This is a genomic window from Pantoea sp. sgz302252, assembly GCF_042610525.1.
In the GTDB taxonomy this organism is placed as follows: Bacteria; Pseudomonadota; Gammaproteobacteria; order Enterobacterales; family Enterobacteriaceae; genus Erwinia.
In genome coordinates, this window is the sequence record NZ_JBHDVM010000001.1 from 822,447 (window position 1) to 849,160 (window position 26,714).

The following is a 26,714-nucleotide window of genomic DNA, read 5'->3' on the forward strand; positions in this document are numbered from 1 at the left end:
GCGGTGCGGCCAGCTTATCGCAAGTGACGGTAAAATAAACTATTCCCTGTCGATAAAACGTCCGGGATAGTCCGCAGGCGGTTTTTGACGCTCATTAAATCGGCCAAACAGCCGATAACGGTTTTGTGCAATCAGATTGTAGCAGCGGTCGCTGATGAATTTGGGGCAAAAGCGCAGCACCGAAAGCGCCCGCCACGGCCAGGGAAGCCCCAGCATCACACGAAAAATAGCGTCGGCGCGCAGGTAAACGCGGCCGCGTTCGAGCAACACGATCGTATTGATTTCATCCGGCGACATACTGGCGGCCCGAAGCAACGCTTTACCCTTTTCGGTCTGCACTGCGGCCAGGCGCACGCTATGCTTTGTGTCATAGCGCAGCAAAAAATTAACCCAGCCGTTGCAGAGTTTGCATACGCCGTCATAGAGTACAATACGTTCCTGTGACGGCAGAGTTTCAGCATTATCAGACATAGCTTCACCAGAGTCAGATAAAAATAACAACCGCTTGACGCGACCCGGCTTTAAGCCTGGCCTGAAAAGCGCTATTCATCCATTTTGCAACGTTCCAGGAACAGTAAATGCCGCTTACTCCAGGCGAAACCCGATACCAGCAGCCTCTGGAAATGCTGACTGCCGACTACGCGAGCAGGGATGATATTCTCAACAAGTTTACGCAGCTGGCCAGCGAACTGCTGGGCATTCCCGGCAGTTTTGTATCTATCGTCAACGATCAGCATCAGTACATTATTGCGGCGCACAATCTCGCCCTGCAGCAAAATCTGCTGGAAGATACGCTCTGCCGCCATACGCTGGAAAACGAGCAGATCCTGATTTGTTGCGATACTCATCTCGATCGGCGATTCCAGGCGCACCCTTTTATTCTGGGCGCGCCCTTTATCCGTTTTTATGCTGGCGCACCGTTGAAAATGCGCGATGGCACGCTGGTCGGCACACTCTGCGTGATGGATATCTATCCGCACGAATTCGGCGAAGAGAAAATTCGCATGCTGGCGCTGCTGGCGGAGATTATGACCTCCTGGCTGGATGCCTGGTATCACACCAGCTTCCGCGATGCCGTCACCGCGCTACCAAACCGTCAGAAGCTGCTGCTGGATCTCGAACAGCTGCAGGAAAACGCGATTTATGAACGTTACAGCCTGGTGGCGATCGACTGCCTTGATATTCCGCGCGCGTATGAAATCGCTCGTTCGCTGGGTATCAACGCCGTCGAAGCCTTACAGAAAAATACGGCCGAGCTGCTGCGTACTCGCCTGCCGCTGATGCCAGAAGATCGGCTCTATATGGTGGCGACAGGCCGCTTTGCTTTGCTTACCGCGGGTAAACCTGCAGGCTGGTCTAAGCGACTGAGCGAAAAACTGGGGCTGGTTCGCGCCCAAATGTGCGAACAGATATCGCTGGATCTGGAGGTGCACCTGGGCGAGGTCAGCTTTATCCCGGCGCTTTGCCCACCGGTCGAAGCATTACGGCAAAGTCTGAGCGCGCTGCACGAGGCGATGGGCCAAAAGCTGGCCTGGTCCTCCTATGACGTGGAAAGCGATAACCGTCATAAATTCGATTTTCATCTGCTGCATGACCTGGCGGAAGCGCTGCGCACCGAAGGCGGCCTGTATCTGGTCTATCAGCCGCAAATCTCGCTGCACAGCGGATTGCCGGTTGGCATGGAAGCGCTGTTGCGCTGGCAGCATCCTCGGCTGGGCAATCTGCCGCCGATGCAGTTTCTGCCTCTTGTGGAGCAAACCAGCCTGATGGCTGGCGTGACCGATTGGGTGATCACCAGCGTGCTGGCGCAGCTAAAAATCTGGACGGCAAAAGGCATCTGCCTGCCCGTATCGGTTAACGTCAGCGTCAGCGATTTGGCCCGCGAGGGCTTTGCGGACTGGCTGGAAAGGATGCTGTTGCGCGCGGGTCTTTCCAGCGATCTGCTGCGTATTGAGTGTCTGGAAACGGAAAAGGTGCTGGAGAACGCAGAAGCGATGCGGGGGCTAAATCAACTCAGGCTGCGCGGCTTTACGCTGGCGCTGGATGATTTCGGCTCCGGCTACAGCAACATCAATTACCTGAAGCGTTTTCCTATGGATATTATCAAGCTGGACAGATCGCTGATCGCCCCGCTTGCCACCGACTGCGGCAGCCAGACTATTGCGCGGCATGTGATTACTATGCTCAAGGAGTTGAACTATACGGTGCTGGCGGAAGGCGTAGAGGATGAAGAGACGCTGCTGCTGCTGCGCGGCTTCGGCTGTGACGAGATCCAGGGCTATTTTTGCAGTAAACCCCTTCCGGCGGAAGGGGTTGAGCAGTGGCTAAAAAGCGGTAAAGCGGAGTAGATCAGTCTTCAGCCCAGACGGTCTGCGCGTTGGTGAATTCCCGGATGCCAAAATGGGACAGTTCACGACCGTAGCCGCTCTGCTTGACGCCGCCAATAGGGACGCGCGGATCGGAGAAGCTCGGCGTGTTGATAAACATACCGCCGGTTTCCACTTTTGCCGCCAGCCTGCGGGCTTTCGCCACGTCGCGGCTCCACAGGCTGCCGCCCAGGCCAAATTCGGAGTCGTTAGCCAGCGCGATCGCCTCGTTTTCATCTTTCGCTACAATCAGCGAGGCAACCGGGCCAAACAGTTCCTGCTTAAAGCTGGTCATGCCAGGCTTCACGTTGCTCAGCACGGTTGGCGCATAGAAGTTTGCCTCGCCCTGGATAACATGACCGCCCAGCAGGCACTCGGCGCCTTCGGCAATGGTTGCCTGCACCTGAGAATCCAGTTCGTCGCGCAGATCGTAACGCGCCATTGGGCCGATATAAGTGGCTTCGTCACGCGGATTGCCTACCACCATCTCTTTGACCGCCGCCACAAACTTGTCGCGGAACTCGGCAAACACGGATTCTTCTACAATGATGCGCTTCGCCGCCATGCAAACCTGGCCGCCGTTCATAAAGCGGCCTGCTACAGCGCCTTTTACTGCGGCATCAATGTCAGCGTCTGCCAGCACGATAAAGGCATCGGAACCGCCCAGTTCCAGTACGCTCTTTTTCACTGCCGCGCCAGCCAGCGCCGCGATTGCCGCGCCAGCCCGCACGCTACCGGTCAGCGTTACTGCTGCGATACGGGGATCCTTAATAATGGTTGCCACAGCGTCATTATCCGCATTCAGCACGCCGAACAGCCCTTGCTGCACGCCAGCTTCCGCCAGCACGGATTGCAGCAGCAGCGCGCTGCCCATGATGCTCGGTGCCGGTTTCAGCAGATAACTGTTACCCGCCATAATAATCGGCACCGCGCCACGCAGTACCTGCCATATCGGGAAGTTCCACGGCATCACAGCCAGAACCGGGCCGATCGGCAGATAGTTTACGTGCGCTTTTTCGTTTTCTACCAGCGTGGCTTCCGGTGCAAGAATGGCCGGGCCTTGCTCAGCGTACCACTCACACAGGCGCGCACACTTTTCTACTTCCGCCAGGCTTTGGGTAATCGGTTTGCCCATTTCGTCAGTCATCATTTCTGCCAGCGCGCGAGCCTGCTTACGCAGGCTGGCGGCCATTTTCAGCAGCAGCTGGCTACGTTCCGCTACTTCGGTGTGACGCCAGTTTTGAAAAGCGCCATGCGTTTGCGCCAGCGCGGTTTCTACTTCGGCGGTAGTAGCGAACGGAGTTTGACGAATGATTTCGCCAGTAAAAGGGTTGCGGGATACGGCGCCCGTCTGTACGGCTGCGGTCATAAAATTCTCCTGTCGACATCTTTAGTCGGTTAGCGATATTGCAGCTATCTTAACCTTGCCAGACTTTCCTGAAAAATGAATAATAATGAAAATATCTTGCTCAATAAGAGAATGTTTATGGATCTGACTCAGCTGGAAGTTTTTCGCGCTATCGCAGAGGAAGGCAGCGTAACCGCAGCGGCTGGCAAGCTGCATCGGGTTCCTTCTAATATTTCTACTCGCCTGCGCCAGCTTGAAGAAGAGCTGGGCACAGAACTGTTCAGCCGTGAAAAACTACGCCTGCATATTACTGACGCGGGCCGCACGCTGCTTGACTATGCCAACCGTATTCTGGCGCTTACTGAGGAAGCGCGTGTAAGAGTTTCCAGCCAGCATCCGGCGGGCGTTTTTACTTTAGGCGCTATTGAAAGCACCGCTGCCGTGCGGCTACCGCCGCTGATCGCCCGCTATCACCAGGCCTGGCCTGAGGTAGAGCTGGATCTCTCTACCGGCCCGTCCGGCGATATGAGTGACGGTTTGCTGGCGGGCCAGTTCAGCGCGGTATTTATTGATGGCCCGCCGAAACACCCACAGCTGGAAGGCATTCCTGTCTTCGCTGAAGAAATGGTGCTGATCTCCTCCCTTAATCATCCGCCGGTGACCAACGCCAGGGAAATTTCGGGATCCACCATTTATGCTTTCCGCGCCAACTGCTCCTATCGCCGCCTGTTTGAAAACTGGTTCGCCCGCGAGAACGCTTCGCCCGGCAAGATTTTCGAAATGGAGTCTTACCACGGTATTCTGGCCTGCGTTAGCGCGGGCGCCGGGCTGGCGCTGATCCCGAAAAGCATGCTGGAGAGTATGCCGGGCCGGGACAGCGTCAGCGCCTGGCCGCTGGCAGAGGGCATGGGCCAGCTGGCGATCTGGCTGGTGTGGCGCAAAGGCAGCGGCTCCGCCAACCTACGGGCGATGGTGCGGCTGTTAGAAGCCGTGCAGGAGTAATAGCGCTGGACTACGCTTAAGCCACCTGTTGGCAAGATGGAAAAAATTATGCTGTGGCTGTACAACACATTGATTGTGCTGGCGACTATCGCCGCAATGGAGATTATCGCGGCGCTGGCGCACAAATATATTATGCACGGCTGGGGTTGGGGCTGGCATCTTTCACACCATGAGCCACGCAAGGGCTGGTTTGAGGTGAACGATCTTTATGCGGTAGTGTTCGCGGTTATTTCCATCATCCTGATTTATCTGGGCAGTATCGGCCACTGGCCGTTAGGGTGGATAGGCGCAGGCATGACGGCTTACGGCCTGCTCTATTTTATGGTGCACGATGGCCTTGTGCACCAGCGCTGGCCTTTCCGCTATGTGCCGCGCAAAGGCTACCTGAAGCGCCTTTATATGGCGCATCGTCTGCATCATGCCGTGCGCGGGCGCGAAGGCTGTGTTTCTTTCGGTTTTCTCTACGCGCCGCCGGTAGCTAAGCTCCAGGCTACGCTGCGCCAGCGGCACGGTCGGAACAGGCGCCGGGACGCTGCCACAGCGCCGCAGAGCGAGCCGAAACGGCAGGCTTCAGGCGAGAAGCGAGCGCCCTGACGCCGCCGCCCGCCAGCAGCACCAGCTTTTCCGCTTTGCTGGTGCCCTGGCGGGTATCCCAGGCCATGCTGCCGGCGCGTTCGACCTTAACACCAATTTCACGATAGACGCCGCGCGCGGTGGCGATAGCCCAGGCCGAACGCAGCGGCAAACCTGAGATACCGATCTCTGCTGAAGCATAGTAAGGCTCTGCCGCCGCCACCAGCCGCTGCGCCACCTTCGCCAATTGCGCGCGCATGGCCGGTGCCGCGTAGTTCTCCAGCGTCAGCCCTTCTTCCGCCAGCCAGTTCACCGGCAGATAACAACGACCGTTCTCCGCGTCTTCGACGATATCGCGAGCGATATTGGTCAACTGAAACGCCAGCCCTAAATCGCAGGCGCGATCCAGCACCGCTTCGTCGCGCACGCCCATTACTCGCGCCATCATCAGGCCAACCACGCCCGCGACGTGATAGCAGTAACGCAGCGTATCCTCCAGCGTGTAATAAAGATCGCCGCGCACATCCATGGCGTAGCCTTCCAGATGATCGAAAGCCTGCTGCAGCGGAATGTCGTGCGCCAGCGCCACTTCCTGAAAAGCGGCAAAGGCGGGATCCTTCATGGTTTCGCCCGCACAGGCTCGAATAGTCAGCGCCCTCAGCGTCTCCAACCGTTGCAGCGGTGTGCTTTGCGCAGCAGCGGCCTGAAAACCCAGTTGCTGATCGTCGATAACATCATCACAGTGACGGCACCAGGCATAAAGCATTAGCGCGCTGCGCCGGGTGGCCGGATCAAAGAGTTTCGCTGCGGTGGCAAAGCTTTTCGACCCCACCGCCATTGTTTCCGTGGCGTGGCTAAGTAGCGCTTCATTCATCGAACCAGTTCCTCCAACATCAGGCTGGCAGTCACTTTGGCAGAAGCAATGACGCCGGGGATGCCCGCGCCGGGATGGGTTCCCGCGCCGACCAGGTAAAGATTGTCGATTTTGCTGTCGCGGTTGTGTGGCCGGAACCAGGCGCTCTGTGTCAGTAACGGCTCTACCGAGAAAGCGGAGCCAAGATGCGCGCCAAGCTGGTCGCGGAAATCGAACGGCGTGAAAATGCGCTGCGTTACCAGTTGCTCGCGCAGGCCAGGCATATAGTGTTCTTCCAGATAGGCGAAGATGCGATCGCGCAGGCGCGGCCCTTCTACTTCCCAATCCAGATCGGCGGTGCCCAGGTTAGGCACCGGCGCCAGCACGTAAAAGCTGCCGCAGCCCGGCGGCGCCAGCGACGGATCGGTGACGCAAGGCGCATGCAGATACAGAGAAAAGTCATCGGCCAGCTTGTCGTGATGGAAAATCTCTTCGATCAGCTCCCGGTAGCGCGGCCCGAAACAGACCGTATGGTGCGCCAGCTGGCTGTGTGGATTGTTAAGGCCGAAGTAAATCACAAACAGCGAATTACTCATGCTTTTCTTCTTCAGCGCCTTAGCCTGCGCTGCGCCATGCGGATGATGGCCAAGAAATTTGTCATAGGTTTGCACTACGTCGGCATTTGAAGCCACGGCGGCTACTTCAATCCGCCGCCCGTCCGCCGTTTTCACGGCAGTAATATGGTCGCCTTCTGTTTCCAGCTTGCTGACCGGCGTATTGAGCTCAATTTCGCCGCCCAGCTCGCGAAACAACTTAGTCAATCCGTGAACCATCGCGCCCGTGCCGCCGCGCGCGAACCAGACTCCCCACTGCCGCTCCAGCGCATGGATTAGCGTATAGATAGACGAAGCGGCGAAAGGATTGCCGCCAACCAGCAGCGAGTGAAAAGAGAATGCCTGGCGAAGATGCTCGTCCTTGATGAACTTCGACACCATGCTGTAAACGCTCTGCCAGGCCTGAAGCCTGATCAGCTGCGGCGAGGCGCGCAGCATATCGCGGAATGAGAGAAACGGCACGCTGCCCAGTTTGAGGTAGCCCTCTTTAAATACCTCGCGCGAGTAGGCGTGGAAGCGTTTATAGCCTGCCACATCGTCAGGATTAAAACGCGCGATCTGCTCTTCCAGCTGCTGCTGATCGTTGTCGTAATCCATCACCTCGCCGGAATCCCAGCAAAGGCGATAAAAAGGTTTAACCGGCAGCATATCGATAAATTCCGCCGTGCGCCGTCCACCCAGCGTGAACAGCTCTTCAATAGCCGAGGGATCGGTAATCACCGTTGGCCCCGCATCAAAGGTAAACCCTTTATCCTCATAGACGTAAGCGCGACCACCAGGCTTGTCGCGCGCCTCCAGCAGCAGCACGGGCACGCCCGCCGCCTGCAAACGGATAGCCAGAGCCAGGCCGCCAATACCGGCGCCAATTACAAGTGTTTTTTTCATCAGAAAGCTCGCAGCCGGGAAGTTTTTTTTAGCACGGCCAGCAACGCCTCGCCGACCGGTACCGGGGGCTTGCCTGTAAGGATCCGTGCCATATCTGAAGGTCGGAGACGGCCGGCGTAAAACCTGGCGATCAGCCCGTCGTCTAACTGATAAAAGCGCTGCATAACCTGCCAGCGCCGCTCCGGGCGTCCCGCCAGGAAAAGCATACGATTGAGTATGCGAAAGAAGCGCTGACGCCGCCACTGTCGGGCAGCGAACTGCCCAATCAGTTTATGTAAATAGGCATGGTTGGGTTTGCCACCGTCGGCAATGCGATCGGCCAGCGCTGCTGCCAGCGGCAGCGAATAGCCGGTTGTGGCATGAAAAAGACCCGCGCGCAGGCCGCTGCACAGGCGTTCGCCCTGCTGCAGCCGAAAAGCTCTCGGCTCTCCTGCAAGCGTAATAGGCAGGCTGCCCTGCTCTTCGCGTTGCAACTCCCGTAGCTGCCAGCCCTGCGCGCGCGCATAGTCGGCGATACGCTTTCGGGCTTCATCGCTGTTCAGCTCCACGCTGTCCTGATAATGGGTATCCTCAATCAGCAGCGTGTCTGCCGACAGCGGCAGCGTATAAACGAAGCGGTAGCTCTGCTGCTGATCTACAGTGGCATCCATCAGGATCGGCCTTGTCAGCCCGTGCGGCTCGGCCAGTTGCCACTGCTGTCCGAGAAAAGCCTGAAGCCCCACCGTCAGATAAGGGCTGGGCTGATAGCCGCGACCATCGATAATCGCATCAGCCCGCAGCAAGCTGCCGTCGCTCAGCGTTACACCCTGCGGCGTGATATCGCTGACTTCGCAATGGGTGCGGATATTTTCGCCCATAGCGGCTTCTAAAGCCTCAGCGAAACTTTCCGCAGTCACGCTGAGGTACTCTCCAGGCAGCGTACGCGTATAGCGAGGAAAGCGTACCTCGTAACCCTGCCAGCGCTGAGCTACCAGCGGCCGCAACCACTCGTGCTGTTCAGGCGTTAAGTCATCGCCGTGAAACGACCATGTATGGTTGCCGCCAACCCGCTCGCCCGCTTCCAGTATCAGCATCTTTAGTGCGGGCTGGCGCTGGCGTAGTCGCCAGGCGATCAGGCCGTTGGCCAAACCGCCGCCAACCAGAATCAAATCCCACTCGTTCATCCTGTTGCCTTAATCCTGGTCGAATGCGACGCTATCGCCTGCTCTACAATATCCGCCGCTTTCTGCGCGCCGCCCGCCTGACTGAGCTGATGCTGCGCTTCCGTCATTTTAGTCCTGTAGCAATCGTCACGAAGCAGCGCAGCCAGATTTTTCGCCATGGTTTTGCTGCTGGCAAAGCGGGAAACTCGCCTTCCAAGACCGTTCCATACTACGCGCGAGGCCACACCGGGCTGATCAAAAGCGATGGGCACGGCCAGAATGGGCGTCGAGCTGCTTACTGCGTCCGCTACGGTATTCAGTCCGCCGTGCGTAATTACTGCCTGCGCCTGTTGCAGCACGCTCGGCTGGTCGGCGAAATCCGTTACCCAGTAAGCGCCGCAGGCTTCCAGCTGTGCGGCCTGTTTAGCTGAAAGGCCGCCACAGTGGGCGATCAGTAACTGCACATGCAATCGGCGACAGGCACGAGCAATAGTTTTAAACAGGCGAAAGCGATGTCCCTGAAGCGTTCCCAGCGATGCGAAAACAAAAGGACGTGAAGAGATCAGTGGCCAGAAACGCTGTTCGGTAACCGAAGGGCGCAGCGGGCCTACCTGATAAAAGTGCGCGGGCAACGCCCGGCGCGGGAAATCCAGTGCGGGCACGGTCTGGCTGATTTGCGCCAGCGGCGATAAACATTCATGCAGACCCGTACGTGCTGAGAGGCCGAAGCGTTCGGCATGGCGTGCAATCACACGACCGTGACCGCGCATCATCCAGTCATAAATCCGCTGGCTGGTACGAAATAGTTTTTGCGCCCGATGGTCGGTACCGTAGCCAAAAGACATAACCGGTAAGGGAATACCTTGTTCACGGTTTACCGGCAGCGCGCAGGCCACCGAGACAAACGGCAGCCCCAGCCCTTCAGCTACCAGGCCGCCTGCCGCTTCCATTTGATCGACGATAAGGCCATCCACCCTGAGTTCCTTTAATACCTTTGGCAATTCACGACACAACATATCCGTAGCGCGTGACATATCTTTAATCAGCGCAAATAGCGAGAAACCTGCGGGGGAAGCAGCAAGCTTTAATGTGTGCGCCAGGCTGCCCGGCGGATGCGAATCCTGGCCGACAGCCTGAAAAGCGATACGCGGATCGCTGAGCAGCGAGCTGGCCTCGGCCTGGTGAATAAAGGTCACCTGATGACCCCGTTTAATCAGCGCCTGCGCCAGCGCCTGTAAAGCCTGCCAGTGGCTATACAGCGGCGGCGCAACAACGGCGTAATGGCTCATGCGTGGCTCCTGTCGCAACGAAGTTTTGCCTGACGCAGATCGGCCAGGCTGGCGCTGCCGGTACAAAAACAGGCAATCCTTAACTGGGCAATAATCGTCTGAAAATGCGTAACGGTCGCGTCAAATGAGGTGTTAGCGCTGGCCAGCACCGCCGCGGCCTGACCCACTAAATCGGCGCCAAGCGCCAGCGCTTTTGCCGCATCGATACCGTTGGCGATGCCGCCGGAAGCAATTAACGGCATCGCCGGTAGCGCGGCATGAATCCCCCGCAACGCTTCTGCCGTAGGAATGCCCCAGTCGGCAAACGCCATCGCCATTGCGCGCAGCTCAGGTTTGCTCGCCCTTTCCGCTTCTACCGCAGCCCAACTGGTACCGCCTGCGCCCGCCACGTCGATCATTGCAACACCCACGTTGTTAAGCCGTTGTGCCACCGCTGGCGAAATTCCCGCGCCTACCTCTTTAATCACCACGGGAACATCCAGCTTATCGACCAGCAAAGCGATAGCGTCCAGTACGCCGCGCCAGTCGCGGTCGCCGCCTTCCTGCAGGGCTTCCTGTAGAGGATTGAGATGCACGATCAGCGCATCTGCTTCAATCATCTCTACCGCGCGTCGGGCATAGTCCACTCCTCGCGGGCCGATAATTTGCGCCGCGCCCAGGTTGGCCAGCAGTGGAATATCTGGCGCGATGGCACGCAGCTCGCTGGTCAAGCCAAAACTGACATCGCTTTCCAGCGCCACGCGCTGTGAACCAACGCCCATCGCCAGGCCCAGCGTTTGCGCCGTGCGGGCCAGATGAAGGTTAATCTTGCGGGCGCGGGCCGCGCCGCCGGTCATAGAGCTAATCAGCAACGGTGCCTGAAGCTGGCGGCCAAAAAGCGTGGTGCGAAGATCTATGCTGTCCAGATCCAGCTCGGGCAACGCGCAGTGTTCAAAATGCCAGTGTTCAAAGCCGGTGCGGCTTTTACGGGCATCGGCAGCCGGATTCAGTACGATATCAAGATGATCGTTCTTACGCTGTATAAGGTTCGCGTCCTTCATTCACTCTCCGTTTGTGAACACTCAGCTAAAAGTCGCCAGCTGCTGACTGAACCAGCTATGCATAAAGCGCCGTGTCGCCAGGCCGTGCTGGCAGACGGAGAGATGCCGATCGGCGCTGTGCAGATGCTCATGCAGGCGAGAACGTACCGCTTCCGCCCCGAGCAGCGCTACCAGCGTCGATTTACCGGCATCTTTATTAATGTCTTTTCCCGTACCGCTACAGCCATCCGCCAAATCATCCAGTAACTGAAACGCCTGGCCTAAATCGTGGGCGAAGCAGCCCAGTTTTTGCCGTATGGCTGGCGTGGCATTGGCCGCCAGCGCCGCCATTTGCAGCGTGGCGCTGAATAACATGCTGGTTTTCATTTCGTTGGCATCAGCTATCGCTTCTTCGCTACGCGACGCGCTGCCTTCGTTCAGGTCGAGAAACTGCCCCTGTACCAGTCCCTGTAATCCCACTGCGGCGGAGAGCTCTGCAACGGCCTGGGTGCGGCAGGCATCGGAAAGCCCATCGGCAGCGGCCACTACGCCAAAAGCATTACTGAGCAGCGCCACCGCAGCCAGGATTGCAACATCCTGACCGAACTGGCGATGAATAGTCGGACGGCCACGCCGCAGCGCCGCGTTGTCCATGCAGGGGATATCGTCCAGCATCAGCGAAGCGGCATGCACCATCTCCACCGCGCAGGCAAGATCGATCAATCCAGGATGGTTTTTATCGCAGCCCAGGTCGTACGCTGCCAGCAGCAATAATAAAGGACGAATACGCTTGCCCGGCGCCAGCGCGCCCTCGCGCATCGCCGCGCCGACCCGATCGCGTTCGCCACCCGCGGGCAGGAGCTGGTCAAGACGCTGCTGCAGCGCATCGCGAAGCGCCTGCAGTTCGCTTTCCTGATCCAGCCATTCTTTCGCGTTGGTTATAGTTGCCGTCACTGGTTGTCCCGTCATAACGAATGGATAAAAAGGCCGCTACCGCCGGCAATCACCGTTTTTTAATCAACTGCGACGGCGGTTATGCCCATGAGAGCTAACGCTATTTCTGTTAAGACTAGTTTATTATTAATAATTTGCTGGCGTCCCCCGCAGAAAAGCAGGGGATTTTTTTACGGCGTGGATAACAGGAGAGAAAGGGGTCAGGAAGCGTTCGGTTGCAGCAAAGTTTCCAGCAGCGTTAAGACCTGCTGATTTTCCTCTGCGGTCAGCGCACCTTCGCGGGCAAAACGTACCCGCCCTGCGCTGTCCAGGACTATAACTGCTGAACCCCCTGCTTTTAGCTGCCAGGCGCGTTTTACTTCGCCGCGGCTATCGATAATAAACTGCGACCAGGGCGAGGATTCCTTAGCCGACTTCAGGCTGGCGCGTACAAATATTGCGCTGCCGGGAATGACGTCGTCAGTATTAACAATAGTGGTGGTTTGATAGCGATCGTGCGGAAAATTAGCCTTGCTTAACGCCTCGATTAGCGCAGCATTCTGATCTTTTGCCGAGATCCTGCCAGCCATATGCAGCAACACGCGTACTTTGCCGCCAAGCTGGCTGCTGTTCCAGGGGCTTTCGGCGATTTGCTGCCGCTGCCAGATAAGCTCGCCCTGCACGGCCACGCCAGTAGCGGGCACGCGCTGATTCAGCACCAGATTGTTGGCGCTGGCGCCAGCGCTAAGACAGAATAAAAGAGCAAACAGAACAGGCTTCATTTTTTCTCCGTTAAGGATGAGCTAAAGGCACTGGCAGTGCCCTTAACATAGCTTGTTTCCGGACAGCCTGATTGCGTAACCGCCTTTACTCACAACCTAAAGACTGCTTGAGCGCCGCCAGGAAAGCGGTAACTCTGCGCGGGGTATAGTGACGGCTGGGCAGCAGCGCCCAGGCGGCAAGCGCGGGCATGGTCACATCCTCCAGCTTTAGCGCTACCAGCTCGCCTTGTGCTACCTCATCGCGGATATCCAGTTCTGTAAGCTGCGCTATTCCTGCTCCGGCTACGCACATCTCGCGCACGCCTTCGACGCTGGTACAGGTAAAATGCGCGTCTGGCGCGTAGCCAATCTGGCCGCCGTCTTTCTCAAACGACCAGTAAGGCAGCGCGCTCAGCTTCAGGCAGGGATAATTTTTTAAGTCGGCCAGCGTCTGCGGCGTGCCTTTCTGCCGCAGCCAGGCCGGGGAAGCGCACAGTACTCTGGGATTATCGGCAAGTTTATGCGCCACAAGACGAGAATCCTTAAGCGGTGCCAGCCGGATGGCAATGTCGTAACCCTGGGCGACGATATCGACGGCTTCTTCACTCAGATTTAACTCGATTTTCAGCTCCGGATTCTCTGCCATCAGGCCAGGCAGCAGCGGCAGGATATTGCGTCGGCCAAAGCCAGATGGCGCTGTTACGCGCAGCAGACCGAAGGCGCCCCTTGCATCCGCGCTAAACATGTTTTTTGCGGTTTGCTCCGCTTCAGCCATAGCTCGCGCATAGGGTAAAAACTCCTCGCCTTCGCTGGTCAGCGATACCGCACGCGTAGTGCGCTGTAGCAGGCGCACGCCAAGCTCGCTTTCCAGCAAGGCCAGCCGACGGGAAACAGTCATGGCAGTCGACCCCAGGATTCGCGCAGCTTTGGTCAGATTCCCGGCAGCGACGATCGTGCAAAATACCTCAACGTCTTTCAGATTCATTATAACGATTTCCGTTATTCATCCAGTCATTTCACGGCGATTCTGCCGTACTCATTCGCTCATTATAATAGATTTCATATCTACTTATCTTCAGGAACTGTTATGCACTCTTTACTGTTTAAAGCGGGCCAGATTAACCGTATCGCTTTTAAGAACCGCCTTCTTGTGGCGCCAATGACCCGTATCTCCGCTTCCGAAACGGGCGTTCCCGGCGAAGTGATGCAGCGCTATTACGCCAGCTTCGCTCAGGGCGGCTTCGGCGGCGTCATTACCGAAGGTATCTATATTGATAGCGCCTGGTCGCAAACTTACGCTTTTCAGCCGGGCATCGTCAGCGATGAGCAAGTGGCAGGCTGGCGGGCGGTAACGGAAGCGGTAAAAAAAGCGGGATCGGTTGTTATCGCCCAGCTGATCCACGGCGGCGCGCTTTCTCAGGCTAATCGCCATCGCGCAAATACCGTCGGCCCTTCCGCTATTAAACCGCGTGGTCAGCAGATGGCTTTTTACTACGGCAAAGGTGAATATGCTGTGCCGGAAGCAATGAACGAGCAGCAGATCCAGGAAGTTATCGCAAGCTTTGCCGACAGTGCGCAGCGTGCCGTTGCCGAAGCCGGGTTCGACGGTGTGGAAATTCACGGCGCCAATGGCTATCTGCTCGATCAGTTCTTTACCGATTATCAGAATCAGCGCGAGGATAGCTGGGGCGGCTCGCTCGAAAATCGTCTGCGCCTGACGCTGGAAGTTATTCGGGCAGTGCGCGCTAAAATTGGCCGCGAGGCGATGCTTGGCGTACGTATTTCTCAGGGCAAGGTCAACGATTTCCATCATAAATGGCAGGAAGGCGAAGCGGGCGCGCTGCGGGTTTTCCGTCTGCTTGAGGAGGCTGGCGTGGATTATATCCATGTGACCGAATACCAGGCCTGGCAACCCGCTTTCGCCAACAATCAGCGTTCCCTGGCTGAGCTGGCCAGAGCTGGCGCGCCCAATACGGTCATTATCGCTAACGGCGGGCTGGATAACGGCGAGCTGGCGGCAGAGCAGCTGAAAGCGAGTGCAGATTATGTCGCTATTGGTAAAGCCGCGCTGGCCAATCACGACTGGCCGCTGCGCGTGGATCAGGGAGAAGCGTTGCGCCCGCTGGCGGAGAACGTTCTTTCCCCTGTCGCTACTATCAAAGAAGACGAATGCTGATATCGCGCGCCCTTTTCCAGCCGGGGCGATAAAGCAGGCTATTCTCCCCCACCTGAGTAAAGCAGCAGCGGGAATTGCTGCTGCTAAGCTACTTTTTGTCTTACAATGCCAGCCCTATGCAAGCAGTCGGGTTAGTCAAATGAGAGTTCTTTTTCTACTGCTGCTTTTCGCAGCCAGCTCTGGCTATGCCGATAGCGAGCGCTACCGCAACGCGGTACAGGCTGCGCTGGATGCGGAACCCGCGCTCTGTCTCGGCGAAACCCGCTGGCCGGTAACGATAGCAAATGGGCGCGATGGCTGGCTAACGGCCAGAATGGCAGCGCTGGCGGATGCCGGGCTGATAACGCCCTCACGCCTGACGGATAAAACAGTCTGGCGCCTTACGACCAGCGGCAATCGGCAATATCAACGCCATCAAGATTTTTGTTACGGCCAAATGCGCGTGGACAGGATCCAATATGTGCAGATAAAACAGGACAATGTAGTTGAAGTGACTTTTACTTATAGCATCAGCGGATTGCCAGCCTGGGCCAGTAATAAAGCGGTGCGCGTAGCTAACAACGATCTGGACAACTTGCTGATGGGGATCGACAAAGTACGCTGGCGAGCCAGTTTTGAAGCTGCCTCGCTCAGCGTCATTAACGAACCTGAACAGTTGGATCTTCTTTACTGAAAGGGCTATCGCCTGATGCTCTTTAGCCGCGCGGCATCCGGCCAGCGCAGGCGCGGAAAAAGCGACAGGCGGATATTAAACAGATAAAACAGCGGCGCAAACGCCGCCTCGTCATTTTTCGCCAGCGCCTCCAGCCTCAGCAGCAGCAGATCCAGCTCTTCCAGCAGGTGCTGATGCGGCTGCGTCTGAAGAGATTTCATGCGTCTCTTAAGATAGAGACCCAGTTCATGAAACATCTGGCCACTATCGATGTGGTAACGCTCCAGCAGTTCACGATGGCGCGCGTAATAGTCATAACAGTTTGCGCCCAGCCAGGCTTCCGTCAGCAGATTGCCGCCCGCAACCAAATCGGGATGGGGATCCAGCCGCATGCGCGGCAAAATGATATTGACCCTGTCCAGCATGCGCACGATATAGTGCTGGCGCGCCAGCAGCGAAGAACCGTTACGCTCAATCTCCTTTATCAGTTTAAGTAAATCTCGCAGTCCCGTACGCAAAGTGCGTTTAGCCGTCCACGAAGGCCTTTTGTTGCGGATAATGGCCGTGATTGCCACCGCTACGATAATGCCCACCATCGAGGAGATCGCCGTATTGATCAACGAGGTCAGGTTAGGCGTAAAGTGATGGCTCATACCTAAAAAAGCGGGGATCTGCGTCGCCACGCTGATGCCGATCAGATTGGTGGCTGGCCTGGCGATAACCAGCCCCAGCAGCAACAGGCCAGGCGTAAGGACCAGCAGCAGCGCCTCAAAGGTAATCGCCTGTGGAATCAAAAAGGCGACATAAAACAGGCTAATCGCCAGCGCGATAAAAACGCCTTTGATAAACCTTTTCATCGGTACCAGTGGCGTATCCAGCCCGGCGAAAAACGAGGCCACAATAGCCGCCATCATCGGCGCCGTTGCCCCATCGGCCCAGCCGCTGCCGATCCAGAACAGGCTGGATACAAAAGTTGCCAGAAAAGCCGTGGTGGCCGACAGCAGCAGCAGCCCTTTATCAATATGACGCTCAGCGCGCGCCTCCTTCGCCAGGCTGGTATCGCCAGAGAGATCGCTGACCAGGACGCTGACGCTCTGGTAAGCGCCCGCGATACGCACAAAGTCCGCCAGCCGCTCCAGCAGGCCAATCAACAGAATGCTCTCTTCGCTGCCGAGTGCCCCACTTTGCCAGCGTGATTTTAACTCTGCCTGGGCTATAGCAAGCTGCTGCTGCATCATGGCCGTTTCGACAATCTCACCGCGGTTAAGCCAGTGGGTAAAGTCGGTGAAAACGTCCGCTACTTCCTGCGGAAAGCGGATCTGCTGTTCCGCCAGCACGCTCAGCCGCGTCTCGATAGCGGTCAGCGTAGGAATTAAGTAAGAAAGATGCTGGTACTGCACGCTCACCAGGCGGATAAGCTTACGCGCCGCATCGCCTTCATAAACGCAATGCACGATAAGCGTTTCGACGCTGACCGGGTAGTTAGCCATCTGGATCAGAATATCTTCCCGCTCCAGCGACTTATCTTTCGGCATCACCGTTACCAGCTCATTACAAAGCTTACGCGCGTTCTCGTACCAGACGCTGACGCTCTGCTCCAGCAGGCTGCGGATTGAAACCGGCAAAATTAGTTGATGGATCAGGCTGCTGCAGACAATGCCGAGGGTGATTTCTTCAATTCGTGAAATCACGATATCGCTAATTGAGAGCGGCGAAACCACGCCGGGAAAACCCATGATGGCCGCGCTATAGCCCGCCAGCATAAAAACGTAGCTTTTTGGCGTACGGTCGTGCAGCGAAAGATAAAGACAGACCGCAACCCATAGCGAGACGCACAGGCTAAACAGCAGCGGATATTGCACCGTTTCCGGATAAATAAGAAAGATAAACAGCCCGCCAAGTAGCGTCCCCAGCAGGCGGAAAATTGATTTAGAGATAGTGGCAGCGGAATAGAGCTGCGAGGCCACAAATACCGTGGTCAACGACCAGGCGGGTTTTTCGAAATTCAGTTCAAGCGCGATATAGAGGGCCAAAAAGGCGGCCAGGCAGGTCTTAGCGGAGAAGAGTACCGCATTTTGGGTAAACCACTTCATGGAAATTTTCGAACCGGATGCACATTGCGTGGATGCGTATCCTGCCAGAAGGCCGTCGTTGCCGCCCGTCAATTAGTACTACAAATTATTAATGACCTAACTAAATGATATAGTTGGTAAACTTTGTTAAAACCCCTCTTAAATCAGCCTAAAACCCTCAACGCTGATTATTTATCAGTCAATAAATTATCGCCTTTTGTGCGGTTTCCTGCGGCCGCTTCTCAGCCTGCTGGTATTTCCGCAAACAAATAAGTTTTTCTTCTTAATAATAGCCCTGCAACGTCTATGCTTATTACTCAATAAAACAGGTTTTAAATACGGGAGAAAAACAGATGACAGAGACGCTACAGGGATTAACGCTATTTATTTCTTTTATCCAGACGGCACTGCTTTTACTGGTGGGACTGCTGACTTTTCTGCTCCTGAAGTTAAATATTTTTAATCTCCCGGTGATACTTGCCCCTCGATATGCGGCGATTCTGTTCGGCCTGTGGATGATTATCGCCGCTATGCCAGTGGTTTACTGCCTGAGCGCCTGGGCGGCGAACAACAATCCTTCGTCACTGATCGCCACGCTGGCCGTAATGGCATCGCCGGGCTTTCAGGCTGTCGCCGCTGCATTAATCCTTAGCACCGGCCTGCTTTCCGCCCTGCGCGACAGGATGTCGGCATGGCACCGAATCACCAGCCATCGTTAAAGCAGCCCGCTTACCCGGCTGCTCTGCCCGGGTAAGCTGTTTTCGAATTGTGGTATTCCAGTAAAAAATCGGTTAAATAAACCTATCCTCTTTTGAGCCTTAACGGCGCGCGGGCGCAACCATGCCGAAATCTTCCAGCGACTGGCTGACTTTACGTCGGGATAACGAGACCGGTATTGAAAGCGTGCATGCGCATTTTTGCGGGCACGCCTACGATCCGCATGACCATGATGAGATGCTGGTCGGCGTGACGAACAAAGGACTCCAGCGTTTTAACTGCCACCGCAGGCTGCATACCAGTACGCCGGGCCAGATTATGCTGATTGAACCCGGCGCAGTACATGACGGCCACGCTCCGGATCCAGAAGGTTTTACCTATAGCATGCTCTATTTGCCTCAGGCCTGGCTCAACGTAATGCTGCAACGGCGCGGGCTGGGTGAAATTTCCGCGCTACAGGCGGCTTTCCGTTCAACACTGACAGAAGACAGCTGGCTCAACACGGCTATCCAACAGGCCTTTGCCGCTATCCATCACAGCGAAGGCAGGCTCGCTCGCGACCAAAGCCTCGATCGGCTGGTAGATCTGCTGGCGCGCCATCTTCACCGCGGCTCTCCTCCGGCACAGCACCTTGTCGGCATGTTGCGCGTCAGGGATTACCTGCACGACGCTATGGCCAGCGATATCGGGCTGGATGAGGTGGCGCTTGCCGCAGGCATTGACCGCTTTCGCCTGACGCGCCAGTTTCAGCAAGCTTTTGGCCAGTCGCCGCACGCTTATCTGGTCAGGCTGCGACTTAAAACCGCCCGCCAGCTGTTAGCACAGGGATGCCATCCGGCGCAGGCGGCCGCGCAGGTCGGTTTTGCCGATCAGAGCCACCTTGGCCGCTGGTTCCGGCGCGCTTACCGCATTACGCCAGCAGCCTATCAACAGCAATGCACAAACGTTCTATACCGCTAATACTGCCTTCGCCGATGATGCAGGCAGATTAACTCAGCGGAGAGCAGAATGTTTGACAGTAAAATTGCACTGATTGTGCGCGACGATCTGGCTGTATGGCAGCGCCTCAACGTAGCGGCTTTTCTGGCCAGTGGCATTGCTTACGCCACGCCGGAAATGCGTGGCGAACCCTATATTGACGCAGAAGGCCAGCGCTACGGCAGCATGCTGGGCCAGCCAATGCTGGTCTTTGCTGCCGATCTTTCCGGTTTGCAGTCTGCCCATCGCAAAGCGCTGGAGCGTGAACTGACGCTGATCCCTTACGTAGAAGCAATGTTTTCTACCGGTCACGACGAAGCCAACCGCCAGGCTTTCCTGGCGGAAGATACCAACAACCTGAACCTGGTCGGCGTGGCCATACGCGGCCCGAAGAAAGCAGTGGATAAAGCGGTCAAGGGCTTAAAAATGCATAGCTAATAGCTATTGTTAACAAACAGCGAAGTAATGCGGGTCCTGTTTTCCTCTCTTACTTATGAATCACACTCATTAGCCCGTTCTGCTCAGGCAGCTTAATTGCTGCCTGATTTTGCACTAGTCTCATTGCTTAACGCTTTTATCTGCAAGGAAAAGACAATGACTGATATTTATAAATGCGGCTCACAGGCTTCTTACGCCGGGCCGGAAGAGTGGTTTACCGGAACAGTTCGTGTCGATCCTCTGTTTCCCGCTAATGAGCCTGCTCGCGCCAGCGGCGGCAGCGTAACTTTTGAACCCGGCGCGCGCACTGCGTGGCATACGCATCCACTTGGGCAAACGCTGATTGTTACTGCAGGCTTCGGTTACGTACAAACCTGGGGCGAACCGGCGCGTGAAATTCGCCCAGGCGATGTGGTTTGGATCCCGCCGATGGAAAAACACTGGCATGGTGCCAGCGAGAAAACCGCGCTGACCCATATTGCCATTCAGGAAGCGCAGGAAGGTAAGGTGGTCGAGTGGCTGGAAAAAGTCACCGATCAACAGTATGGCGACAAAGCCTGAACAGCGCCGTTATGGATAATGTGATTGTTATTCCGGAGTTACTGCGCAGCGCCAGGCGTAACGGTGGTATCGGCTGACTCTTTCGCCCGGATTGTCGACTTCGCCATTAGCCAGCCAGACTAAGCTAATGGCGCCGTCCTACTCCTTAATAAAGTCACGGAAACGTTCTTTATTCGCTACCAGCCACGCAGGTAGCTCATCCACCGGAACAATTTTCATCCTGCGCGGACGATTCCAGATATCGATATTGTGCTCCACGCAGCGGCGAATATGGTCGGGATTATTGAATTCCGGCAGATCGTGCTCGGTATGGGAAATAGTCGACATCTTTTCGCTAATGCGCGCATCCGTCATCACCCAGGAGAAGTGCCAGCCAGCCTGCTCAACGATTTTCGTGCGCAACTTCAGTAGCCGCCAGCGCAGCCAGCTATCGCGAATCGGCGTGCCTTTACGCTTGACGTTGCGCAGCAGCTCGGGCTGCCCCCGGAAGAAGCCTTTGAGATTTTTAAAGGTGACCATTTTAGGCAGCTTGCACAGGCGCGGCGAGCCATCATCATTCATAACCTGCAGATTAAATTTAAAGTTATAGAAATGCTGATAGAGCGTAGTGCAAAGATGTCTGCGGCTGAACTGCGCCAGCGCCTCTGGCCGTGGTATTTCATCCACGTCGGAGACGATAATGACGTCATCATCCTTTGCCCCCGTTAGCCCCAGCATAATGGCATTACGGGCGTCGCTCTCATTCTGCCAGGGGTCGGTTTCGCCAGCATTGATCAAAGAGCTGTTCGATCGGAACGCCTGCTGATGAATAACCGGCACGCGATCGTTAACGACATAGATAATTTTGTCGCTGAAGCGCGCAAATTTTTCTATATCGAAATGCAGGCGTTCGCGTTTCTTTCCGGTAAAAGTATAAAGCGACTCGACAATAACAAACTTATCTACATATTGATGCAGCGTGTTAAGACGAATCTCCAGAAGCATATCTTCGTCATAATATAAAAAGCAGTCATAAATCACTGTTTAACGTCCATGCCAAAAAAACAGGGCCGTAAATTAACAGATTTCACTGCCTTTCTACAGTGGATTGTAAGGTTTTCGTCTGTGAAGGTAAGCAGATGTGCAGGCGCGCCTCACTTCATAGCAAGGCGTGCCTCTGGCGAGGTTCAGTCGATGGTTTTTGAGGCCCAGCCGCCGGTCAGGGTGTAGGAAACGCTCTCATCGGAAGCGAAAGCCGACCCCGTATAGAGTCCCAGCAGCCGCTGTTTTGACTGGTCGTAAAACAGAATGCCGGTTAGCGCCAGGCTGGCGGCCAGATAAAAATGCGCCGTTTCCCGAAACAGCAACCCGTAATCGGCACTGCTAATGGTGCCGGTGCTGGCCAGATGCAGCGGGAAAAAAGCTGGCGCAGCCTTGCCGATACAGGTATTGGTGTAGCCTTCCAGAATCTGGCAATGAATCAGGTGATCTTCGCCCTGCTGTGACAGCGTAATCTCAGCATTAACTTCCGGCGGCGGTTCCGTGGTTAAAATGGCGCTGACATTCTTCTCCATGTCGTCAGGCAAAGCGGGAAAGTGCTTGCGGCAAAGAGTAAGGATTTCATTCGCATTGATATTTAAAAGGTTGCTCATCTTTGTGCCCTTATTTCCAGTTGTCAGCCAGCGCCGGTTCCACTGAGTACAGACGATGATTTAGCTCGCAGCGAGAAAATTGTTTCATTATCGCCCGTGCCGGGATTGCTCTATAATTAGAAACAGTAGTTTAGTCCGACCGATCAGATTTCATTTAAGATTATCCTCAGCGCTTTATTAAACGAAGCGGTAATAAGCTACTGCTTTTTACTGCCGCTGCGCTTATTGTGTTACTGGCGCTTTCAGACGTTTTTGCCTGTTTTTTTCAGCGTAGCGCTTTGGGATAAGGCGCCGACAGCGCCTTTTTTGTGCTTTGTTGTAATAATGTTAATGATGAACCCGGCCTGCAATGGGTCATAAAATCAACAACATGTTGATTCATATAGAAAAACCTTAAATAAATCTTAACAAAATTAATGATTGAGTCGGGGGCTGAAAAGTCCTATATTGGCCGCGCTTTTTTTACAGCGCTCACACTTTTAATTCATTTTTCAACTACGGCGTTATTTATAACCCTGGTTGTAGGAGAGATATGATGACGGATAAAGTCCGTATTGATAATTTTGGTGCCAATTCATCAGGAAACAATGAAGCGTTTTTAGCCAGACAGGCTGAATATGAATCGAACGTGCGCAGCTATCCGCGCAAACTGCCGTTCGCCATTGCTAAAGCACAGGGAGTCTGGATCACCGATGTTGAGAATAATCAATATCTTGACTGCCTTGCCGGTGCCGGTACGCTGGCCCTTGGCCATAACCACCCTGATATGCTGCAGAGCATCCAAAATGTCATTACCAGTGGCTTGCCGTTACATACGCTCGATCTGACGACGCCGTTGAAAGATGAATTTTCCGCCTACCTGCTCTCTTTACTGCCAGGCCAGGGCAAAGAGTATTGCCTGCAGTTCACCGGCCCTTCCGGTGCCGATGCCGTTGAGGCGGCGCTGAAGCTGGCGAAAAAATACACCGGCCGCAGCGGCGTTATCAGCTTTTCCGGCGGCTATCATGGTATGACCCACGGCGCGCTGGCGGTAACAGGCAACCTGTCGCCTAAAGAAGCGGTAAACGGCATGATGCCGGAAGTGCAGTTTATGCCTTACCCGCACCTTTATCGCTGCCCGCTGGGCATCGGCGGTAAAGCGGGCGAAAACGCGCTGGCTTACTACTTCGAAAACCTGATCAACGACGTGGAAAGCGGCGTACGCAAACCTGCGGCGGTGATCCTGGAAGCCGTTCAGGGCGAAGGCGGCGTGAACCCGGCACCGGTTGAGTGGCTGCAGCGCATTCGTAAAGTAACTCAGGAACACGGCATTCTGCTGATCCTGGACGAAGTGCAGGCTGGCTTTGCGCGTACCGGCAAATTCTTTGCCTTTGAACACGCGGGCATCGAGCCGGACATCATCGTGATGTCTAAAGCCGTTGGCGGCGGTCTGCCGCTGGCCGTGCTGGGCATCAAAAAGCAGTTTGACGCCTGGGCGCCTGGCCACCATACCGGCACCTTCCGCGGCAACCAGCTGGCGATGGCTACCGGCCTGACTACCCTGCGCATCCTGAAAGACAACAACATTGCCGACCAGGTAGCCGAAAAAGGCGAATGGCTGAAAGGCAAGCTGGCGGAACTGCAAAAACGTTATCCGGTTATCGGCCACGTGCGCGGTCTGGGCCTGATGCTCGGTATCGAGATCGTCAAGCCAGAACAGCCGCAGGATCACATGGGCTGCTACCCTGCCGACGGCGAGCTTTCCGCGCTGCTGCAGAAGAAGTGCTTTGAAGCAGGTCTGATCCTGGAGCGCGGCGGCCGTCACGGCTGCGTGCTGCGTCTGCTGCCTTCCCTGCTGATCAGCAAAGAAGAGCTGGGCGTATTCCTGGATAAATTTGAAGGCGCCCTGGTGGCTGCCGGCGTTAAACCTGTTTCCGCGGAGTGAAGTTGATGTCCAGGTCCAACCCTATTCTGGCAGCTTCGGCGCAGAGCACCGAAGCCTACCAGCAGGCTATTGAGCAGACCAGCCAGGCCGTGGTGCAGTGGCTGCAGCAGCCTGAAATGTATCAGGGCAGAAGCGTGGCCGAGCTGCGCGAGCGTATTTCGCTGGAGTTCAATGCGGAGGGCCTGGGCAACCAGGCCGCCATTGAGCGCGCCATCGAGTACTTCCTGAAAGACAGCCTCTCCGTGCACCATCCGCAGTGCGTGGCGCATCTGCACTGCCCAAGCCTGGTGATCAGCCAGGCGGCGGAAGTGCTGATTAACGCCACCAACCAGAGCATGGACTCCTGGGATCAAAGCCCTTCGGCCACCATCATTGAGATGAAGCTGATCGAATGGCTGCGTACCCGGGTTGGCTATCAGGCTGGCGACGCTGGCGTATTCACCAGCGGCGGCACGCAAAGCAACCTGATGGGCCTGATGCTGGCGCGCGATGCTTACTTTGCGCGTCAGGGGCATTCCGTGCAGCAGGATGGCCTGCCGGGCGATCTCAGCAAAATCAAAGTATTCTGCTCTGAAAACGCCCACTTCTCCGTGCAGAAGAATATGGCGCTGATGGGCCTGGGCTACCGTTCCGTTACCCTGGTGAAAACCGACCGCTTCGCGCGGATGGATACCAGCGATCTTGTCGAGAAGCTGGCGCAGGCGAAAGCCAATGGCGAAAAAGTGCTGGCGATTGTGGCGACGGCGGGGACTACCGATGCAGGCGCTATCGATCCGCTGCGCGAAATCGCGAAGATTGCTGCAGAAAACGAAACCTGGCTGCACGTTGATGCTGCCTGGGGCGGCGCGCTGCTGCTTTCCGAGCAGTATCGTCACTATCTGGACGGCATTGAGCTGGTGGATTCCATTACGCTGGACTTCCACAAGCAGTATTTCCAGACCATCAGCTGCGGCGCTTTCCTGCTGAAGGATCCGCGTAACTACGAGCTGATGCGCTATCAGGCGGCCTATCTGAACTCCGAGTTCGACGAAGCCGCTGGCGTACCTAACCTGGTCTCCAAATCTCTGCAAACCACGCGCCGTTTCGACGCGCTGAAAATGTGGATGGGTCTGGAAGCACTGGGCCAGAAGCAGTATGCGGAAATCATCGATCACGGCGTGACCCTGGCGCAGCAGGTTGCGGCTTATGTAGCCGAACAGCCATCGCTGGAGCTGGTGATGGAGCCGCAGCTGGCAAGCGTGCTGTTCCGCTTCCGTCCGCAGCAGGGTGATGATGCGGCCATAGCGCTGCTGAACCAGAAAATCGGCGATGCGCTGCTGGATTCCGGCCGCGCTAACGTCGGCGTAACCGAGCACAACGGCGTAACCTGCCTGAAGATGACGCTGCTGAACCCAACCGTAACGCTGGAAGATATCAAGCTTCTGCTGGCGCTGGTGGAACGCACCGCGGCATCGCTGGTCTGATTTATTGCAGTTTAAAAAAAGCCGGTAGCGCAAGCTAGCGGCTTTTTTTATTAGGGTTCGCCTTGCTAAACCTCTCCCTGCAGTTCCGCTTTGTTCCGCTCCAGCCCGAAAATCTGCCACTCAACCCGTTCTTCACTCAGGGTAAACAACGCCGTCGCCAGCGTGTTTTCTTCGTCCGGATCTTCAGGAGAAAGGCGATAAATCGGTAAATCCCGATCGCTTTGGTCAGATAAAATCGCATGAAAAGCGGCGGCATTTATCTGCGGTTCTGTCGCCAGCCAGGCATGCAATTTCGCCTGACGTGACGCTGAGCTGGCCGTTATCACCTGCCCTTCCTCGCTCATCCGCGCATGGATCAAATGGTTGGCGTGCCCCAGATTCTGGGTTAATTGATTAATGGATGAACCTGAACCCGTCGCCTCGATGCTAAAAATACGGTTATCGCCCATTTGAGACAGCGTATGGTGAAATGCGCCCGACCGGGCTGGCGAGGTTAAAACAGCAATGGCCTCGTCCAGCGTAGCCGCATTTAGCGCAGCGCGGGCCAGGATCTGACGAGGCAGGCCGCCGGGACGGACTAAGGCACGGATATTATTTACCGTATTCACGATGCCTTTTTCGTTTACCGCAAAAGTATGACCGCAGATCGAACCGGGATAAGCAAAACTGGTAAAGGAAAGCCCTTCGTCCGGGGTAATTTTTACCATTGCACAATGCTGGCGCAGCTGGGGAAAACCATCTTCGTTATGTGCGATCAGCCGCTCGCCCGCAGCATTAACACCGGCAACCGTAGTACAACCATCTGAGGTCGAGGGTACCAGATCGCCGCGACAGTTCCAGGCGAAGACTTGGGCAACGCTGGCCTGCAAACCTTCGGCCAGCCCTTCAATTTCCTGCCAAAGAGAGGGAAACTTTGCTTTTACTAACTCGCCCATGGCCGCTGTCTGCGCAAGGCTGCCCATTGCTGTTACGGTTTGCCATAGCGCGGTTTGCGTGAGTTTGGCATGCCATGCTTCACGGCCAAATTCACCCAGCTGCCGACCGATATCATAAGAGGAACCGCTAATTGCCAGTAATTTCATGGTAGCTATTTTCGCTTATTAATAATGCAATTCAGAATTGGACGCGTAAATAAATGCGCAAACAGCATACCTGTAGCAGCAGGAAATAAACAATTAGCGTTTTGCATGAAAGCTGTTTTAAGGGAAAAGGCAGGGGAAGGTTTTTTGTAGCGAATACCACAAATAAATAAGGCGTCCCGCGGGACGCCCCAGACAGCTGACAAAGTTAAAAAAGCTCAGGTGAGCCTCTGTTTTT

Annotated in this window: 25 protein-coding genes; 11 read left to right on the forward strand and 14 right to left on the reverse strand. The window is 55.9% G+C overall.

The annotated features are described in order from the left end of the window. Positions 1-39: 39 nt before the first annotated feature. Positions 40-471 carry a thiol-disulfide oxidoreductase DCC family protein gene (locus tag ACETPC_RS03670; RefSeq protein ID WP_380178690.1) on the reverse strand — a complete coding sequence of 144 codons (432 nt, stop codon included), beginning with the start codon at positions 469-471 and terminating at the stop codon, positions 40-42. 107 nt (positions 472-578) lie between these two features. On the opposite strand from ACETPC_RS03670, the gene ACETPC_RS03675 reads away from it, so the two are divergent. After that, on the forward strand, positions 579-2,348 hold the full coding sequence (locus ACETPC_RS03675) for an EAL domain-containing protein (RefSeq protein WP_380178692.1): 1,770 nt from the start codon (positions 579-581) through the stop codon (positions 2,346-2,348). A gap of 1 nt (position 2,349) precedes the next feature. Here the strand turns inward: ACETPC_RS03675 and ACETPC_RS03680 are convergent, their stop codons facing one another. After that, positions 2,350-3,735, reverse strand: a complete 1,386-nt coding sequence (locus tag ACETPC_RS03680) for an NAD-dependent succinate-semialdehyde dehydrogenase (protein ID WP_380178694.1) — start codon at positions 3,733-3,735, stop codon at positions 2,350-2,352. A gap of 117 nt (positions 3,736-3,852) precedes the next feature. On the opposite strand from ACETPC_RS03680, the gene ACETPC_RS03685 reads away from it, so the two are divergent. Together ACETPC_RS03685 and ACETPC_RS03690 are read left to right on the forward strand one after the other, a co-directional pair. Further along, positions 3,853-4,716, forward strand: a complete 864-nt coding sequence (locus tag ACETPC_RS03685; protein WP_380178696.1) for a LysR substrate-binding domain-containing protein — start codon at positions 3,853-3,855, stop codon at positions 4,714-4,716. A gap of 48 nt (positions 4,717-4,764) precedes the next feature. After that, positions 4,765-5,310: a sterol desaturase family protein gene (locus ACETPC_RS03690; protein ID WP_380178698.1), complete on the forward strand. Its 546-nt coding sequence runs from the start codon at positions 4,765-4,767 to the stop codon at positions 5,308-5,310. Here ACETPC_RS03690 and crtB read toward each other — a convergent pair. The 8 genes from crtB to ACETPC_RS03730 all read right to left on the reverse strand — a co-directional run bounded on the left by crtB (position 5,207) and on the right by ACETPC_RS03730 (position 13,770). Continuing rightward, complete coding sequence (gene crtB, locus ACETPC_RS03695; RefSeq protein ID WP_380178700.1) at positions 5,207-6,163, reverse strand: 15-cis-phytoene synthase CrtB; 957 nt, start codon at positions 6,161-6,163, stop codon at positions 5,207-5,209. The two genes, ACETPC_RS03690 and crtB, sit on opposite strands and share 104 nt — an antisense overlap. Continuing rightward, positions 6,160-7,641, reverse strand: coding sequence for a phytoene desaturase (locus ACETPC_RS03700; RefSeq protein ID WP_380178702.1), 1,482 nt, complete (start codon positions 7,639-7,641; stop codon positions 6,160-6,162). The genes crtB and ACETPC_RS03700 overlap by 4 nt, the downstream gene beginning before the upstream one ends. Beyond that, positions 7,641-8,804 (reverse strand): lycopene beta-cyclase CrtY, encoded by a 1,164-nt coding sequence (gene crtY, locus ACETPC_RS03705; RefSeq protein WP_380178704.1) that lies wholly within the window; start codon positions 8,802-8,804, stop codon positions 7,641-7,643. Before crtY ends, ACETPC_RS03700 begins: the two co-directional genes overlap by 1 nt. Continuing rightward, positions 8,801-10,072, reverse strand: a complete 1,272-nt coding sequence (locus ACETPC_RS03710) for a glycosyltransferase (RefSeq protein WP_380178706.1) — start codon at positions 10,070-10,072, stop codon at positions 8,801-8,803. The genes crtY and ACETPC_RS03710 overlap by 4 nt, the downstream gene beginning before the upstream one ends. Beyond that, positions 10,069-11,112 (reverse strand): type 2 isopentenyl-diphosphate Delta-isomerase, encoded by a 1,044-nt coding sequence (gene fni / locus ACETPC_RS03715; protein ID WP_380178708.1) that lies wholly within the window; start codon positions 11,110-11,112, stop codon positions 10,069-10,071. Before fni ends, ACETPC_RS03710 begins: the two co-directional genes overlap by 4 nt. Before the next feature lie 21 nt (positions 11,113-11,133). Then, complete coding sequence (locus ACETPC_RS03720) at positions 11,134-12,060, reverse strand: polyprenyl synthetase family protein (RefSeq protein WP_380178710.1); 927 nt, start codon at positions 12,058-12,060, stop codon at positions 11,134-11,136. A 185-nt stretch (positions 12,061-12,245) separates the two neighbouring features. Continuing rightward, positions 12,246-12,806, reverse strand: coding sequence for a YtfJ family protein (locus ACETPC_RS03725; protein ID WP_380178712.1), 561 nt, complete (start codon positions 12,804-12,806; stop codon positions 12,246-12,248). 85 nt (positions 12,807-12,891) lie between these two features. Then, complete coding sequence (locus ACETPC_RS03730; RefSeq protein ID WP_380178714.1) at positions 12,892-13,770, reverse strand: LysR family transcriptional regulator; 879 nt, start codon at positions 13,768-13,770, stop codon at positions 12,892-12,894. Between the two features lie 102 nt (positions 13,771-13,872). Between ACETPC_RS03730 and ACETPC_RS03735 the strand changes: the two genes are divergently transcribed. After that, positions 13,873-14,961, forward strand: coding sequence for an NADH:flavin oxidoreductase (locus ACETPC_RS03735; protein ID WP_380178716.1), 1,089 nt, complete (start codon positions 13,873-13,875; stop codon positions 14,959-14,961). A gap of 139 nt (positions 14,962-15,100) precedes the next feature. Continuing rightward, positions 15,101-15,634, forward strand: coding sequence for a CpmK protein (locus ACETPC_RS03740; RefSeq protein ID WP_380178718.1), 534 nt, complete (start codon positions 15,101-15,103; stop codon positions 15,632-15,634). 5 nt (positions 15,635-15,639) lie between these two features. Here the strand turns inward: ACETPC_RS03740 and ACETPC_RS03745 are convergent, their stop codons facing one another. Next, positions 15,640-17,706 carry an FUSC family protein gene (locus tag ACETPC_RS03745; protein ID WP_380178720.1) on the reverse strand — a complete coding sequence of 689 codons (2,067 nt, stop codon included), beginning with the start codon at positions 17,704-17,706 and terminating at the stop codon, positions 15,640-15,642. A 332-nt stretch (positions 17,707-18,038) separates the two neighbouring features. On the opposite strand from ACETPC_RS03745, the gene ACETPC_RS03750 reads away from it, so the two are divergent. The 4 genes from ACETPC_RS03750 to ACETPC_RS03765 all read left to right on the forward strand — a co-directional run bounded on the left by ACETPC_RS03750 (position 18,039) and on the right by ACETPC_RS03765 (position 20,379). Continuing rightward, positions 18,039-18,404, forward strand: coding sequence for a hypothetical protein (locus ACETPC_RS03750; RefSeq protein WP_380178722.1), 366 nt, complete (start codon positions 18,039-18,041; stop codon positions 18,402-18,404). A 121-nt stretch (positions 18,405-18,525) separates the two neighbouring features. Next, entirely contained in the window at positions 18,526-19,362 is an 837-nt protein-coding gene (locus ACETPC_RS03755; protein ID WP_380178724.1) for a helix-turn-helix domain-containing protein, read from the forward strand. Between the two features lie 48 nt (positions 19,363-19,410). Beyond that, positions 19,411-19,818, forward strand: a complete 408-nt coding sequence (locus ACETPC_RS03760) for a DUF2000 family protein (protein ID WP_380178726.1) — start codon at positions 19,411-19,413, stop codon at positions 19,816-19,818. A 156-nt stretch (positions 19,819-19,974) separates the two neighbouring features. Next, the gene (locus tag ACETPC_RS03765; protein WP_380178728.1) at positions 19,975-20,379 is read left to right on the forward strand and encodes a cupin domain-containing protein; all 405 of its coding nucleotides are present in this window, start codon (positions 19,975-19,977) and stop codon (positions 20,377-20,379) included. A gap of 138 nt (positions 20,380-20,517) precedes the next feature. Here ACETPC_RS03765 and ACETPC_RS03770 read toward each other — a convergent pair whose 3' ends face one another. Both ACETPC_RS03770 and ACETPC_RS03775 read right to left on the reverse strand, forming a co-directional pair. Next, positions 20,518-21,399: a benzoate transporter gene (locus tag ACETPC_RS03770; RefSeq protein ID WP_380178730.1), complete on the reverse strand. Its 882-nt coding sequence runs from the start codon at positions 21,397-21,399 to the stop codon at positions 20,518-20,520. Positions 21,400-21,545: 146 nt separating this feature from the next. Next, a complete protein-coding gene (locus tag ACETPC_RS03775; protein WP_380178732.1) occupies positions 21,546-22,010 on the reverse strand; it encodes a hypothetical protein in 465 nt (154 codons plus the stop codon). Between the two features lie 535 nt (positions 22,011-22,545). Between ACETPC_RS03775 and ACETPC_RS03780 the strand changes: the two genes are divergently transcribed. Both ACETPC_RS03780 and ACETPC_RS03785 read left to right on the forward strand, forming a co-directional pair. Beyond that, on the forward strand, positions 22,546-23,934 hold the full coding sequence (locus ACETPC_RS03780) for a diaminobutyrate--2-oxoglutarate transaminase (protein WP_380178861.1): 1,389 nt from the start codon (positions 22,546-22,548) through the stop codon (positions 23,932-23,934). 5 nt (positions 23,935-23,939) lie between these two features. Continuing rightward, on the forward strand, positions 23,940-25,397 hold the full coding sequence (locus ACETPC_RS03785; RefSeq protein WP_380178734.1) for a pyridoxal phosphate-dependent decarboxylase family protein: 1,458 nt from the start codon (positions 23,940-23,942) through the stop codon (positions 25,395-25,397). Positions 25,398-25,462: 65 nt separating this feature from the next. On the opposite strand, the gene ACETPC_RS03790 is transcribed toward ACETPC_RS03785, so the two are convergent. After that, on the reverse strand, positions 25,463-26,479 hold the full coding sequence (locus ACETPC_RS03790) for a C45 family autoproteolytic acyltransferase/hydolase (RefSeq protein WP_380178736.1): 1,017 nt from the start codon (positions 26,477-26,479) through the stop codon (positions 25,463-25,465). Between the last annotated feature and the right edge of the window lie 235 nt (positions 26,480-26,714).